At 39.4% G+C, this 14360-nt stretch carries 13 protein-coding genes; 9 read left to right on the top strand and 4 right to left on the bottom strand.

Annotated elements, in window-relative coordinates; translation table 11 throughout:
* The first annotated feature begins 45 nt into the window (after positions 1 to 45).
* The 7 genes from I8751_RS04615 to I8751_RS04585 all read left to right on the top strand — a co-directional run bounded on the left by I8751_RS04615 (position 46) and on the right by I8751_RS04585 (position 6905).
* Positions 46 to 699 carry a universal stress protein gene (locus tag I8751_RS04615; protein WP_214438091.1) on the top strand — a complete coding sequence of 218 codons (654 nt, stop codon included), beginning with the start codon at positions 46 to 48 and terminating at the stop codon, positions 697 to 699.
* A 115-nt stretch (positions 700 to 814) separates the two neighbouring features.
* Positions 815 to 2152 carry an ArsB/NhaD family transporter gene (locus I8751_RS04610; RefSeq protein WP_214437999.1) on the top strand — a complete coding sequence of 446 codons (1338 nt, stop codon included), beginning with the start codon at positions 815 to 817 and terminating at the stop codon, positions 2150 to 2152.
* 197 nt (positions 2153 to 2349) lie between these two features.
* Complete coding sequence (locus I8751_RS04605) at positions 2350 to 2940, top strand: hypothetical protein (protein ID WP_214437998.1); 591 nt, start codon at positions 2350 to 2352, stop codon at positions 2938 to 2940.
* Between the two features lie 99 nt (positions 2941 to 3039).
* Positions 3040 to 4827, top strand: coding sequence for an OmpA family protein (locus tag I8751_RS04600; RefSeq protein ID WP_214437997.1), 1788 nt, complete (start codon positions 3040 to 3042; stop codon positions 4825 to 4827).
* Between the two features lie 14 nt (positions 4828 to 4841).
* Entirely contained in the window at positions 4842 to 5339 is a 498-nt protein-coding gene (locus tag I8751_RS04595) for a Rab family GTPase (RefSeq protein ID WP_214437996.1), read from the top strand.
* The gene (locus I8751_RS04590) at positions 5340 to 5741 is read left to right on the top strand and encodes a hypothetical protein (protein ID WP_214437995.1); all 402 of its coding nucleotides are present in this window, start codon (positions 5340 to 5342) and stop codon (positions 5739 to 5741) included.
* A gap of 39 nt (positions 5742 to 5780) precedes the next feature.
* Complete coding sequence (locus I8751_RS04585) at positions 5781 to 6905, top strand: sensor histidine kinase (RefSeq protein ID WP_214437994.1); 1125 nt, start codon at positions 5781 to 5783, stop codon at positions 6903 to 6905.
* A 48-nt stretch (positions 6906 to 6953) separates the two neighbouring features.
* Here the strand turns inward: I8751_RS04585 and I8751_RS04580 are convergent, their stop codons facing one another.
* From I8751_RS04580 to I8751_RS04570, 3 genes are read right to left on the bottom strand one after another with little or no spacing between them, the layout of a single operon-like run.
* Positions 6954 to 7166, bottom strand: a complete 213-nt coding sequence (locus I8751_RS04580; protein WP_214437993.1) for a chlorophyll a/b-binding protein — start codon at positions 7164 to 7166, stop codon at positions 6954 to 6956.
* Between the two features lie 22 nt (positions 7167 to 7188).
* The gene (locus I8751_RS04575; RefSeq protein WP_214437992.1) at positions 7189 to 7392 is read right to left on the bottom strand and encodes a chlorophyll a/b-binding protein; all 204 of its coding nucleotides are present in this window, start codon (positions 7390 to 7392) and stop codon (positions 7189 to 7191) included.
* Between the two features lie 43 nt (positions 7393 to 7435).
* Positions 7436 to 7639 (bottom strand): chlorophyll a/b-binding protein, encoded by a 204-nt coding sequence (locus tag I8751_RS04570; protein WP_214437991.1) that lies wholly within the window; start codon positions 7637 to 7639, stop codon positions 7436 to 7438.
* 519 nt (positions 7640 to 8158) lie between these two features.
* On the opposite strand from I8751_RS04570, the gene I8751_RS04565 reads away from it, so the two are divergent.
* A complete protein-coding gene (locus I8751_RS04565; RefSeq protein WP_214437990.1) occupies positions 8159 to 11281 on the top strand; it encodes an MFS transporter in 3123 nt (1040 codons plus the stop codon).
* 149 nt (positions 11282 to 11430) lie between these two features.
* On the opposite strand, the gene I8751_RS04560 is transcribed toward I8751_RS04565, so the two are convergent.
* Entirely contained in the window at positions 11431 to 12528 is a 1098-nt protein-coding gene (locus I8751_RS04560) for a CobW family GTP-binding protein (protein ID WP_214437989.1), read from the bottom strand.
* 289 nt (positions 12529 to 12817) lie between these two features.
* On the opposite strand from I8751_RS04560, the gene cysS reads away from it, so the two are divergent.
* Entirely contained in the window at positions 12818 to 14263 is a 1446-nt protein-coding gene (cysS, locus tag I8751_RS04555; protein ID WP_214437988.1) for a cysteine--tRNA ligase, read from the top strand.
* Positions 14264 to 14360 lie beyond the last annotated feature (97 nt).

Below are 14360 nucleotides of genomic sequence, written 5' to 3'. Positions count from 1 at the left end.
CATTCATTTCATTGGGGAGAAGTTATAACTGTGGAAATCAAGTCAATGTTAGTGCGCCTGCAAAGCACTATAGGTAGAGATGATTTAATTGAGCAGATGGTATTACTACCAGAGCCAAAGAAACCTTTGACTAAAAATGTTCAAAAAGAAAAATCAGTTAACTTAATTGTTGGTTATGACGCTTCCCCTAACAGTCATACTGCCCTAGATATCGCTTTTTGGATTGCTCACCAAACACGTTTAGCTACCAACAGCGAAGTTACAGTACAAGCCGTTTATGTAGTAGAACAAAATCACAGAAATCACTATCCACACTATCCAGAACCTTTGAGCTTTAGCAGATATGTACCTCCATTAGAATGTGCAGTTAGCAACATCTCAAAATCTGTTACACCTGTTTTAATTCAACCAAAATTGCAGGTAAATCTAGCATCCGTTCAAGATAAACCTACAGCTACTCTCCAAGAAGCAGACAGAATTATCTGGCAAGCCCGAAGTCTGGCTGAAGAATGGCAGGGTTCATTTAAATCTCATTTACGGTTTGGTGACATTGCTATAGAACTTAAAAAAGTTGTGGAATTAGAAGCTGCTAATATACTTTTTTTAGGCTGTAAATCTGTTAGTCATCCCATAATTCAGACACTAGGTACTAATTTTCCTTGTGCTGTTGTTGGTATTCCTAATTGTATTGATGAATAATCTTAGTACTGAAATTCAGTAATTTTTCATCCAATTAAGATTTATAAATTAAGTCACCTATACTTAGGTGGCTTTTTTCACTAGTAAGCAATCAATAGACTTCGAGAGGTGTAATGTGGAAAATTGGCAAGCGCTCGTGAGCATTTTGACATTTGTAAGCGTGATTATTTTAATCATGACGGAATGGGTGCATTTAACTATTGTTGCTTTGTTAGGAGCATTGTTACTAATTTTTACCAACATTATGACTATGCAAGAAGCTGTTGGTTACATTGGCAACAGTTATGGAACGCTGGGTTTGTTTTTCGGCGTTATGGTTTTAGTGCGGGCATTTGAACCTACCAAAATATTTGATTATTTAGCCACTCAAATAGTGATTTTGGCTAAAGGAGAAGGTAAGCGTTTACTACTTGGTATTGTAGCTATTGTCACACCAATTTGTGCAGTTTTACCAAATGCTACCACGGTCATGTTATTAGCCCCTTTAATTCCCCCAATGGCTGAAGAATTAGGCTTGAACTTTGTACCTTTACTGATATTAATGGTCTTAGTTGCTAATAGTGCCGGACTACTTACCCTAGTTGGTGATCCCGCTACCTTTATTGTTGGCGATGCCGTTAATATCAGCTTTATAGATTATTTATTGCGCTTGAGTTTAGGGGGAATCATTGCCGTTGCTGTTGTGATAGTAACGCTACCGTTTTTATTTCGTAAAATTTGGAATACCAAACTAGATAATCTTGAAGAATTGCCACACCCACAAATAAACCATCCACGAATTTTAACTTTAGGTGCAATAATTGTAGCTTTTGTATTAGTATTTTTTGTCATTGGAGAATCTTTACCAATACCTATATCACCTGCTGCTGTAGCTTTATTAGGAGCAGCTTTAGCTTTATTGTTATCTCACAATAGCAAAATTGATTCGGTAAATAATATATTGCGCGATGTAGATTGGAGTACATTAATATTTTTTATGAGTATATTTGTGCTAATTGGAGGTCTAGAAAAAACAGGCGTAATTAATGGATTATCAGGAATATTGGCAGTGATTTTAGGTAAAAATATTCTTCTTGGTTCGCTAGTATTATTATTTTTTGTTGGTATATTATCCAGCGTAGTACCGAATATTCCTTTAGTAGTAGGAATGGTACCCTTACTCAAGCAATACATTGTTACTGTCGGACTAGCGCCTGCGGAAATTTTAGCGCAAGACTTTCAAGGACAGTTTCCTCCAGAAGTATTACCCCTGTTTTATGCCATGATGTTTGGTGCAACTTTGGGAGGCAATGGCACACTAGTAGGAGCATCTTCTAATATCGTCGCCGCGGGAGTTGCTGAACTGCATGGACGACGCATTTCATTTAAAACTTTTCTCCACTACGGTGTTCCAGTAATGGTATTGCAACTTGTCGCTTCAGGATTATATGTGTTGATTCGCTTTCTAATCTAAATAGGGAGGAATTTAAACTCCCACCTATGCTATCTTTTACAAAAATTTAAAAAATATAGATACATTGACACTTTAAGGAGAGTACCATTTATGCTTGTACTGAATTAAGCTTGGCTACCGAGTAGCATCTAAACCACGGATGTAGTATCACAGCTTAAGAGTAAAAGCAAATCTCAGCTTCAACAAGGATTAAAAATATGAACCCGCCTGAAGAATATATAAATAATAATGCTGGAGAACTAGTAAAAGGGGGATCACATCAACTTAGTAGTAATAGTGCTAGCGAAAGTGGCAATTTAGATAAAGTCAGAGAATTACTTTTTGGCAACCAAACTAGAGAGGTAGATAAAAGGTTTGCGCGTTTAGAAGAACGTTTAGTTAAGGAATTAACTAACGTCAAAGATGAAACCAGAAAACGTTTAGATTCTTTAGAAAATTATCTTAAAAAAGAAGTTGATTCTTTCACAGAAAGGCTCAAAAATGAACAAACAGAGCGTGATAGTGGGATGAAAGCACTAACTGAAGAATATAGAAATATAACCATATCTTTAGAAAAGAAAATTACCCAATTGGACGAACAAACTACTAATAGTCAGCGAGAGCTACGCGAGCAAATTCTTAATCAATCTAAAAGCTTGCAAGATGATATTCAACAAAAATGCCAGGAAATTCTGGCTTTATTGGAACGGGAAACGCAGGAACTCCGAAGAGATAAAACTGACCGTTCTCATCTTGCTACTTTGTTTACAGACTTGGCTATTCGTCTAAATACAGATAATAAGTCTTGAATTTTGTAAAAAATATTTCCCTTTACTCCCCTGGTTTTATTTTTAGTTTTTACGACAAAATACAACTTTATGTAAATTGTAAGGTGGGGGATTTTAGTCATGAATGAATATTCCACTAATCAAACACCTCAAATATCCCCTGAAGCGGACTTATCTTTAGTTGAAAATAGTACAAAAATCATTGATGATCTGAGTGAACTCCGCAGTTTACTGCTTGGTATTGAGCCACCCCAAGTTAAAAAACTCTACGAGCGATTAGATAACCCACGCATTCACCCAGAAGATATTAGTCGCTTGCTTCCAGAAGCTGTAATTTTACGCTCGAAGGCAGATAAACAATTAGGTGAAGCAATTGTCTCGACTGTCGAAGAAGCCATTCAAGCCTCGGTTACACAAAACCAAAATGTGCTTTCAGAGGCGTTTTTTCCAATAATTGGCCCAGCCATCCGCAAGGCAATTTCCTCAGCTTTAGAGGAAATGATGCAATCTCTAAATCAAGCATTAGAACATAGCTTGTCACCAGAGAGTTTTAAGTGGAGATTAGAAGCGAAACGTACTGGTAAATCATTTGCAGAAATTGTACTGCTACGGACGCTAGTTTATAGAGTAGAACAAGTATTTTTAATACATAAACAAACTGGATTATTACTGCAACATTTGGTAGCAAATCAGGTAGCGGCACAAGATGCAGATTTAGTTGCCGCCATGTTGACAGCTATTCAGGATTTTGTTAGAGACTCTTTTAGTGTGCGAAAAGAAGATGCATTACAAAGTTTGCGATTTGGAGAACTGACTATTTGGATTGAAGAAGGGCCACAAGCAGTGCTAGCAGGTATTATACGTGGCAATCCTCCCCAGGAATTAAGGTTAGTTTTTCAACAAGCAATCGAAAAAATTCACTTAAAGCTGAGTAGAGAAATTAATACCTTTACAGGGGATACAGAGTCATTTCAGGCAAGCACAGCTGATTTAGAAACTTGTTTAGCAATTCAGTATAAATCTGCGTCTAAAAAAAATTATACTTATGCATGGGCTTTTTTAGGTGCAATAGCGATCGCTTGTGGTATTTGGAGCTTTTTTGCCATTCGAGGACAACTGCGTTGGCACGCATATCTCCAACAACTTAACTCTCAGCCAGGAATTATTGTGGTTAACACCAAACAGCACAATGGCAAATATTTCATTTCGGGAATGCGTGATCCCTTAGCAGTAGACCCTCAAACGCTGATAGAATCTACAAATATTAATCCCAAAACGGTTATCGGTCAGTGGCAACCTTACCTTTCTTTAGAGCCAAAATTTATTACTAAAAGAGTTGAAAAATTACTCCAACCCCCCAAAACAGTATCATTGCAAATTGACAATAACGGCACTCTTCATGCCACAGGTTCTGCACCTTATCAATGGATTTTAGGAGCTAGAAAATTATGGCAATTTGTTCCAGGAGTTACTCAATTTCAGGATAAGAATCTTAAGGAAAATGAACTCACAGAACTGGAGTTATATAAAAAGCAAATTGAACAGCAAATGTTACTTTTTTCAGGTGGAACAACAGAATTGATTCCCAGTGAAGCTGCTAAACTACCGCAGTTAGTATTAACTATCCAAAAGCTTTTGAATACTGCCAAATATCTGGGTAAAAATGTGCAACTTCAAATAGTAGGACACACCGATGCATCTGGAACAGAACAGACAAACATGCTACTGAGTCTAAATCGTGCTAATAAAATCTTATCTTACTTAAAATCCCAAGGAATCAATACTAGCAAATTTAAAATTTTGGGTGTAGGTTATAATCTACCTTTACAAACTGATTTGGCACCAGAAGCTCAAATAGCTAACCGCAGAGTGTCTTTTAAAGTAGTCGTAACTAATATCACTAACTAAATCTGCATCAATTTATGATCCAGAAAAAAATTTGTATGGTAGGTGCATTTGCTACAGGTAAAACTAGTTTAGTAGCACGGTTTGTACATAGTATTTTTTCCGAAAGGTATTACACTACAGTTGGTGTCAAAATTGATAAAAAAGTTGTAAGTATTCAAGAAAACAAATTAAATTTTATTCTTTGGGATCTTTATGGGGAAGATGAATTTCAGAAAGTAAGAATGTCGTATTTACGGGGGTCATCTGGTTATTTATTAGTAGTAGATGGCACACGGCATTCTACTTTAGAAAAAGCTTTTAATCTACAAATAAGAGTAGAAGATGCCATTGGTCAAGTCCCCTTTATTTTGGTACTTAACAAATGGGATATGACAGAAGAATGGGAAATTGAAAATTCCGAGATAGATGCTGTTATCCAAAAAGGTTGGAGTGTCATTAAAACTAGTGCAAAAAATGGACTAGGCGTAGAAGAAGTTTTCCAAACTCTTGCTGAAAAAGTATTGACTGGATAGATGCTAGATATCCCCACTCCTGTAGTTAATTATATCTTGAGTTTCCTTATAGAAGCGCGTTCTTTAGCTTATTTGTTAGTCAAAAAAGATGGCTGTCTATTAGCTTGGGGTGGCAAATTAGCAGCTTATGGCATTACTAATCTCTGTAAAGGAGAAAATATAGGAGAGCAAATTTTTTTTCTGGAAGGTTTACTACCGTTAGATGATGCTTACCTATTTCTACCACTCATCAAAATAGAACACGGCATTTGTATAGATATTCATATTTTCTCCTCACAAGAGGGAGATTGGGTATTACTGTTAGATAGTACTAGAGACGAAAACTACCTCTCACCCATTCAGCAAAAGACTAATGATCATAGCCTGTTACAAGAAAAATTAACTAAAATAAAAAATCAATAGTCCAGAATCAAAAATAGTTAATTAGGGCGGTTTAAATTTATGAATAATTCTATAACTTCTGAAATATTTGCCACCCTGAATATTCTTGTTCTAGAACGAATTGATATCAGTGTATTTAAAATTATTGGAAATATACCTGACTGGTTAATACATTTTTGTCATCAAAATTTTAAATCAGGTATGGATATATTAATACCTCAGGAAGAGTTTTATTTTCTAGAAAACTTTCTGATTGATGCAGAAGAATTTTGGCAAAATAATGGCAATATAAAACTGAGTTCAGGTTTATGGAGTGAAGCAGACTTAAATGGTAAAGAATGCCAATTTGAAGCTTATGCAATTTGTGTAGATACTAGAAAAATTTTATTAATAGAATTACTAGGTGAGAAGTTTACAAAAAAACAACATCTTATACAAAAAGCCAGAGAAAACCAGTTAGATTATCAACGATTAATTAAAGATAATCAAAAAAAAGATGTATTAATTCATTGTATTATTCACGACATAGCAGGTCAATTAAGTGCTATTAATTGCTGTTTAGCTCTCTTAGAATTTGAAAACTTAACACCTAAAGGAAAATATCACTTAGAAATTGGTAGGAAGCAATCGATTAAACAAGAAATGCTAATTAGAGATATTTTGGACTTATTTTCGGCTGAGGTCTTATCACTAGAGGCCTTCACAATTTCTCTAGAGATGGCACCCAATATTTTAAGTTCTGTACAAGAGGTTATTGAACTTTTCTATCCTACTTTTGCGCTCCATAATATGCAATTACAGCTTGCTGGTAAAGTTGATATTAACGCAGATTGGAAAGTTGTTGGAGATAAATCGCGTTTGGATAGAGTAATTTCTAATCTTGTAGAAAATGCTTACCGCCATAGTCCTCCAGAATCTACTGTAATGATTGATTTACAAGCCGATGGAGACTATATTCTATTTACAATAGAAGATCAAGGTAGTGGCGTACCACCAGAAATGATAAATACTTTATTTCAAAAATTTTCCCAAGGTAAAAATAAATCAGGTAGAGCAGGGTTGGGTCTTTATTTTTGCCGGATTACAATTGAACGTTGGGGAGGAAAAATTGGCTATTTAACAAGTCAAAAAGGCGGTTCCAAATTTTGGTTCCGCCTACCTAAACCAGTAAGAATAGAGATTTAGGAATTGTAGTTAGAAATTAAAAATTTACTTTCAATTCCTAACTTCTCGTTAATACCCAATAATGTGTAGGATATCACGCAGGACGCTATAGCCTGCTAAATCCCAAAGTAAATAAGCTAAAAAACCAATCATTGCTAAGCGACCATTCCAGATTTCAGCTTGGGGAGTCCAGCCAAAGAGAAATTCATTGCGATCGCGACCATTGTATTCTGGTGCAACAATGGGTAAATCTGTAGATGGACGAGTTTCGCGAGTTTCCATTGTTTTTACCTTCCAAATAACGTTAGTAGCCGATTAAGTGCAATACGTCACGTAGCACGCTATAGCCTGCTAAATCCCAAAGTAAATAAGCTAAAAAACCAATCATTGCTAAGCGACCGTTCCACAGTTCAGACTGAGGATTCCAGCCAAATATAAAAGCATTACGATCTAATCCGTTGTAAGCTTTAGCAACAACTGGTAAATCGTGATTAGTACGAGTTTCCATTGTTTTTTCTCCTAAATTAAGTCGGTTTCTAGATGTTTAATTTTTAGTAGCCGATTAAGTGCAATACATCACGTAGCACGCTATAGCCTGCTAAATCCCAAAGTAAATAAGCTAAAAAGCCAATCATTGCTAAGCGACCATTCCACAATTCGGCTTGAGGAGTCCAGCCAAACAGAAATGTATTGCGATCAACGCCATTGTATTCTTTAGCAGTTTTTGGCAAATCTGTGGAGGAGCGAGTTTCCATTTTTTTCTAAACAATTTGTTTTGTTTCTTAACTTAACTTTAGCTATTAATTAGCAAACTGCTTTCCGTCAATAGGTACAAACTATAGGCACTTCTTGTGGATGATAATCAGAAACTTGTTAGCTGTGACAAATATACCTTGAGGGGGTGATACAAATTATATTTGTAAATAAATGTAAAGTGTCGATTGCTATTGTGTGAGAAACCTATAATTTAAACAAGTCAATGGCTGCGATTAAGTCATTAAAAATTAATCCCTGGCAGGCTAAAGTTAACAGCCTTTTCCCTTCATAAACACGCAAATTTAGTAAATATTTTTTTTGTTAGATATTCAAACTTCTATCTAGCGCTAGATATGCTTTTCAAACTTGGGAGGGATGCATTCAACGCCCAAATTCCAGGATTCTGAAAGCTACAAGAGTTAGGTATTGCCATAGATACACAACATACATATATCCACAGTTGCTGCTCACGAAATTCTTAATCCCCCCAAATTTTAACTTAGAACAAAGGAAATACAATGTTTCAAAGTACGGAAATCATGCTGGGACTCTACAAGCCACTATTGTGGCTTGCACAGGCTCCAGTAGTAGATCCCTCAGCTGTCACGCCAGCGCAGGCATCGGTTCTCACCTCCGGGCCGCGTTTTTTTGTCGCTTTAATCTCCGGCGTTATCCTGGCTTTTGCTTTCCAATTAGTATTAACAAACCTGTCCGTTGCAGCTGGTATTTCCTACCTAGGGCATCCATCTGACTCGGATTCTGGTAGTGGGGAAGTCGGAAGTTTGGGCGGCACGATTCGCAAGATTGGTACAGCAGTGGGGATTTGGACATTAGTCACTGTAACGATCGCCTTATTGATCGCTTCTTTTTTGGCGGTGAAACTCAGCCTCCTGGTTTTAGACCCCGCACTAGGAGCGATTTTAGGGTTAGTAATTTGGGGTGCGTACTTTTTGCTTCTGATGTGGGTTAGTTCCACCACCGTTGGTTCCTTAATTGGCTCGGTAGTCAACACGGCAACTTCTGGCTTTCAGGCGATTATGGGCACAGCTACCGCCGCACTAGGTGCAAAAGCTGTGAATCAGCAAGTAGTAGCGACAGCTGAAGCCGCCGCCGCCGCGGTGCGCCGAGAAGTAGGAAGTGCTATCGACCCCATGAGTATCCGGGAGAATGTAGAAGATTACCTAGAAAGGCTGCGTCCCCCCGAACTAGACATATCTCAAATTCGTAGTGAATTTGAAAAATTACTCAAAGACCCGCAATTGCTAGCAATTGCGGGTAGCCCTGATTTACGCAACATTGACCGTCAGAAGTTCATCGATTTAGTCAGCAGTCGTACCGACCTTTCTAAACGAGACATTAACCGTATTGCTGACACACTTTACAGCGTTTGGCACCAGGTAGTAAGTCAACAACAACCAGATCAAGACCACCTCGGTGAGCTGATGGACTATTTGAAATCACTACCACCAGGACAAACTAAGACAGATGAACTCAGCGCCAAACTAGATCGGCTAATGTCCGAAATGGGTTCCTCTAAAAAAATTGAAGAAAAGGCAACTGCTGGGCCAATTCAGCAGACATTACAGCAAGGAATCTCTGCTTTAACTGGTATTGTGTTGGGACGAGCAGATTTGTCAGATTTGGATGTAGAAAAGATATTAGGATCGCTCGCAAGCGCTAAAGACAAAGCTACCGAACAAGCAGATAAGCTAGGCTTACCCACACCATCGCAACCCTACAGCCCAATTCGAGCTGATGCCGAAAACTACCTCCTTAACACCTATGCTTGGCAACTGAGTTCAGAAAGAATGGCTGAGGAATTTCGTGATGTCATCCACGACCCAGCCGCAGACCCTGGTACAGTACGAAGAGAACTAGAACGACTTTCTCGCAACGATTTCGTTAAAATCTTGCAACAGCGAGGACTACTGACCCAAGGTCAAATTCAACGCATTTCAGATCGGCTAGAAACTGTCCGTCAAGAAGTGCTAGTAATAGTCACCGCTGAGGAAGAAAGAGAAATTGTTCAAGACTTGCAACGTCGAGTAGAAAGTTATCTACTCGTTACAGCTAAAACAGATTTGACCGCAGAAGGAATTGAGCAGAACTTTAAACCCCTGTTGGCAGATTCAGACGCAGATTATGAAACTTTGTCGCGGCGACTGGCACAACTTGACCGCCAGGAAATGCGGAGGATATTACTACAACGTATTGATATTCAGCAATACGAAGTAGAAAGTATTCTAGACGAGTTAGAAAAACAGCGCGATCGCGTCCTAATCGAATCCAAAGGTTTAGCAGAGCAGGCACAATATCAAGCAGAAAGTCTGTGGTTGAATGTAGAATCATATCTGCGTAACACTGGCAAAACTGAATTAAACCCTGATGCTATCCGTGCTGATCTCAAAAAGCTCCTCGAAGATCCCCAAGCTGGAATGACAGCAATTCGCGCCCGCTTATCTCGCTTTGACCGCGATACCTTAGTACAGGTATTGAGCCAACGGCAAGATTTGAGCGAAGAGCAAGTTAATCAAATCATCGATTCTGTAGAAGAATCGTGGCACAGCATCCGTCATACACCCCAAGCTTTAGCCGAAAAAGCAAAAGAACAATATGACTCTGTTACCACCACGATCGCAGATTACTTGCGAAATACTGGTAAAGCAGAACTCAACCCCGAAGGGATTCAGCGGGACTTAAACAGATTGTTTGAAAACCCCAAAGAGGGAGCCGTAGCCCTGCGCCGTCGCTTATTGCAGGTAGATCGGGATACTTTGGTGAAATTGCTCAGTCAACGCCAAGACTTGAGTGAAGCGCAGGTCAATGAAGTTATTGATTCTGTGCAAACATCGATTCGCAACGTTGTGCGAGCGCCACGCCGCCTAGCCACTCGCACACAGCAAAGAGTGCAAAATTTCCAAACTTATCTAGAAGAGTATTTACGGCAAACTGGGAAAGAAGAACTCAACCCTGAAGCAATTAAGCGTGACTTGCAACTATTGTTGCATGATCCGAAAGTGGGGATGGAAAGTTTCAGCGATCGCCTGGCTCATTTTGATCGTTCGACAATTATTGCCCTGCTGAAGATTCGTGAAGATATGAGCGATGAAGAAGCAGCGCGGATTGCTGATAATATCGTTTCGGTACGCGATCAATTTGTAGAACAAGTGCGGAGTATCCAAAGACGGATTCAGGATGTAGTTGATGGAGTTTTTGCCCGCATCCGCAACTACCTTAACTCCTTGGATCGCCCGGAACTTAATTACGACAGCATCAAGCACGATGTTCGTACATTTTTTGAAGATCCCCAAGCAGGATTTGATGCCTTGCGCGATCGCCTATCTTCATTTGACCGTGATACCCTAGTGGCGATTATGAGTTCTCGTGAAGATATCTCTGAGGAAGATGCTAACCGCATCATCGACCAAATCGAACGGGCACGCAACACAGTCTTACAACGTGCAGAACGCCTACAACATGAAGCGCAACGCCGTTTAGAACAGGTGAAGCATCAAGCACAACGGCAAGCAGAAGAAACCCGCAAAGCCGCAGCCGTAGCAGCTTGGTGGTTGTTTGCCACAGCAGTCGTTTCAGCTATATTCTCTGCATTAGGAGGAGCGATCGCTGTAGTTGTAGTGTAGGTTGACAAGTGTCTTCGCTAACTAGTTTTTAGCCTCCTAATCTAAATATTAGGAGGCTTTTTTATGACTGATGACTGATAACTGATAAAGGTCATCAATCAACGCCAAATCCCATCCCCTTTTAGGGTTGGGATAAGCTTAACGGCGGTTTATTTCCCAAAGCCTTTGCCTCTAGAAGTCGAAGGTAGACAAATGCAATTTTCTAACTGAGCAATTAGAGTTTCCCTATCTAGATTTTGACCAATTAGCACTAACTGGTTTTTTGGTTCACCTTTCCAATCATCATCGTCTAAAGTAAAGCGCTTGCCGCACAAGTGAAAAATATGGCGCTTGGGACTTTCATCAAACCACATAATCCCCTTCGCCCGGAAAATATTTGAGGGAAGCTGATTATCTAAGAAATATTGAAACTTCCTGATTGCCAAAGGCTTGTCACTTTGGAAGGATATGGAGGTAAAACCATCATTTTCTAGGTGATCAGAATGATGGTGGTCATGGTGGTCATGATCATGATCGTGGTGGTCGTGACCGCATGTTGAATGGTCATGATCATGATCATGGTGGTCGTGATCATGCTCATCAACGGTATCAAAATACTTGTCAGACTCGAACAGACCCACGCTGAGAATTAAAGGCAGTGGTACTTGCGATCGCGTGGTGCGAATGATTCTCGCATCTTCTTTAACTTCGCAAATTTTTCTTTCCAAGTCAGTCAATGCGGCTTCATCAACCAAATCTGATTTGTTCAGCAAAATAATATCACCATAAGAAATTTGGCTGTGCGCCGCCTGAGAATTAAATAAATCTAGGCTGTAATTGGCTGCATCAACTACGGTGATAATTGAATCTAGACGAGTTAAATCTCTTAACTCTGTACCCAGAAATGTCAAGGCAACTGGTAGAGGATCAGCCAATCCAGTTGTTTCCACAACCAAATAATCAAGATTTTCTTGACGTTCTAAAACTTTGTAAACGGCATCTACTAAATCAGTATTAATAGTGCAACAAATACAACCATTATTAAGTTCCACCATGTTCTCATCAGTGGAAACAATTAATTCGTTATCGATGCCAATTTCGCCAAATTCGTTGACTAAAACAGCGGTTTTTAGCCCCTGTTGGTTAGTAAGAATATGATTAAGTAAAGTGGTCTTGCCACTACCGAGAAATCCAGTAATAATCGTTACTGGCATTCCTTGTTTGGGCGCATCCATTGCTTGAGATTCGGGAGTAATGGCTGATTGCATAGCGCTATTATCAAAAAATCAAAAAATTAGGAACCAATTTTGTAGAAACTGCTGTGGCTGACGCTAATTCCAAAAATTCAAAAAAGTAGCGCAGATAGTCCAGAAAACACTAGCATCGCTACGCGAAAGTCAAAAGTCAAAAGTCAAAAGACTTATAATTTGGGCTTTTGAACTGTTTATAGTGTTGGCTTTATTTACGCCATACTGTACTAGCATAGGGATGCTGGACTGTCATCACAGCTGCTTTACTTTATTATTGCGTATCTCTCTATTTCATAATTACTCTGTTATGACCCTAACTCTTTACAATACCCTCACTCGTCGTCAGGAACCGTTTACAACAGTCGAACCAGGCAAGGTTAAGATGTATTACTGCGGTGTGACGGTATATGACTTTTGTCATTTGGGTCATGCCAGAGCTTGTATTGTTTGGGATGTAGTACGTCGATATCTCCGATTTATCGGCTATGAAGTCCGTTATGTCCAAAATTTTACGGATATTGATGACAAAATTCTCAATCGAGCCCGTCTTGAACATTCTTCGATGGAAGAAGTAGCCGATCGCTTCATCAAAGCATATTTTGAGGATATGGCACGGTTGGGAATCAAAGAAGCCGATGAATATCCCCGCGCTACCCACACCATGAATGGCATTCAGCGGTTAATTCATGAATTGGAAAACAAAGGCTTTGCTTACCCCGCTGATGGTGATGTTTATTATGCAGTGCGGCAATTTTCTGAGTACGGTAAGCTTTCTAGACGCAAGTTAGAAGATTTGCAAGCTGGGGCAAGCGATCGCGTCAACGTTGAAGATGTAGAATATCAAAAAAAGAAACACCCCTTTGATTTTGCTTTGTGGAAAGCTGCAAAACTAGGAGAACCCGCTTGGGAATCACCTTGGGGTCAAGGTCGCCCAGGTTGGCATATTGAATGTTCTGCGATGGTACGCGATCGCTTAGGCGAAACTATTGATATCCATGCTGGCGGTGAAGACTTAATTTTTCCCCACCATGAAAATGAAATTGCTCAGTCAGAAGCTGTCACCGGAAAACCCCTAGCCCGTTATTGGATGCATAACGGCATGGTAAAAGTTGATGGTGAGAAAATGTCCAAATCTTTGGGCAACTTTACCACCATTCGCGATTTACTAGATCGAGGAGTTGATCCAATGGCGGTACGGTTGCTTGTGCTGATGGCACAATACCGCACACCAATTGATTTTACCGATGAAGCGATCGCCGATAAAACAAATGCTTGGCACACCCTCAAAGACGGCTTACTTTTTGGCTATCAATACGGTGAAAAACTTGCTTGGGGAACAGAAACTGCTTCACTACTCCCTGAAATCGTTGAACGTTTTAAAACATCTGTAAATGATGACTTTAATTTTCCTGGTGGGTTAACTGTGTTATTTGAATTAGCCAAAGAACTCCGCCGCGAAGGAAATATTATAGTGCATCAAGGGAAAACCGCAACACCAAAAGAGGAATTAAAACAACAGTGGCAAACTCTTGTAACTTTGGCTGAAGTCTTAGGTTTAGAAGCCAAGCTAGAAGTAGAAACTTCCCCCAGTGGAGGTTTAAGCGATGCGGAAATTGCAGCAAAAATTCAACAAAGACAACAAGCACGTCAAGCCAAGAATTTTGCCGAAGGCGATCGTATTCGTGATGAACTACTAGCACAAGGAATTACCTTAATAGATAGCCGTGATGGCACTAGATGGCATCGCAATTAGTCTCAATGGGCACTAATGAGGGAGTAGGTAAGAAGGACTATGGTACAAACGTACAAATTAAAGGCATTCTCTTCACTCCCCTCTGCCCCCTGCCCCC

This window comes from Atlanticothrix silvestris CENA357 (assembly GCF_016056295.1).
GTDB lineage: Bacteria > Cyanobacteriota > Cyanobacteriia > Cyanobacteriales > Nostocaceae > Atlanticothrix > Atlanticothrix silvestris.
This window is presented reverse-complemented; position numbering and strand designations above follow the sequence as displayed.

What these genes read in the sequence shown, in the direction of transcription:
- cysS (WP_214437988.1), top strand. Translation starts at nt 12,818, where the DNA reads ATGACCCTAACTCTTTACAATACCCTCACTCGTCGTCAGGAACCGTTT.
- I8751_RS04560 (WP_214437989.1), bottom strand. Translation starts at nt 12,528, where the DNA reads ATGCAATCAGCCATTACTCCCGAATCTCAAGCAATGGATGCGCCCAAA.
- I8751_RS04615 (WP_214438091.1), top strand. Translation starts at nt 46, where the DNA reads ATGTTAGTGCGCCTGCAAAGCACTATAGGTAGAGATGATTTAATTGAG.
- I8751_RS04605 (WP_214437998.1), top strand. Translation starts at nt 2,350, where the DNA reads ATGAACCCGCCTGAAGAATATATAAATAATAATGCTGGAGAACTAGTA.
- I8751_RS04580 (WP_214437993.1), bottom strand. Translation starts at nt 7,166, where the DNA reads ATGGAAACTCGCGAAACTCGTCCATCTACAGATTTACCCATTGTTGCA.
- I8751_RS04595 (WP_214437996.1), top strand. Translation starts at nt 4,842, where the DNA reads ATGATCCAGAAAAAAATTTGTATGGTAGGTGCATTTGCTACAGGTAAA.
- I8751_RS04590 (WP_214437995.1), top strand. Translation starts at nt 5,340, where the DNA reads ATGCTAGATATCCCCACTCCTGTAGTTAATTATATCTTGAGTTTCCTT.
- I8751_RS04570 (WP_214437991.1), bottom strand. Translation starts at nt 7,639, where the DNA reads ATGGAAACTCGCTCCTCCACAGATTTGCCAAAAACTGCTAAAGAATAC.
- I8751_RS04575 (WP_214437992.1), bottom strand. Translation starts at nt 7,392, where the DNA reads ATGGAAACTCGTACTAATCACGATTTACCAGTTGTTGCTAAAGCTTAC.
- I8751_RS04600 (WP_214437997.1), top strand. Translation starts at nt 3,040, where the DNA reads ATGAATGAATATTCCACTAATCAAACACCTCAAATATCCCCTGAAGCG.
- I8751_RS04585 (WP_214437994.1), top strand. Translation starts at nt 5,781, where the DNA reads ATGAATAATTCTATAACTTCTGAAATATTTGCCACCCTGAATATTCTT.
- I8751_RS04565 (WP_214437990.1), top strand. Translation starts at nt 8,159, where the DNA reads ATGTTTCAAAGTACGGAAATCATGCTGGGACTCTACAAGCCACTATTG.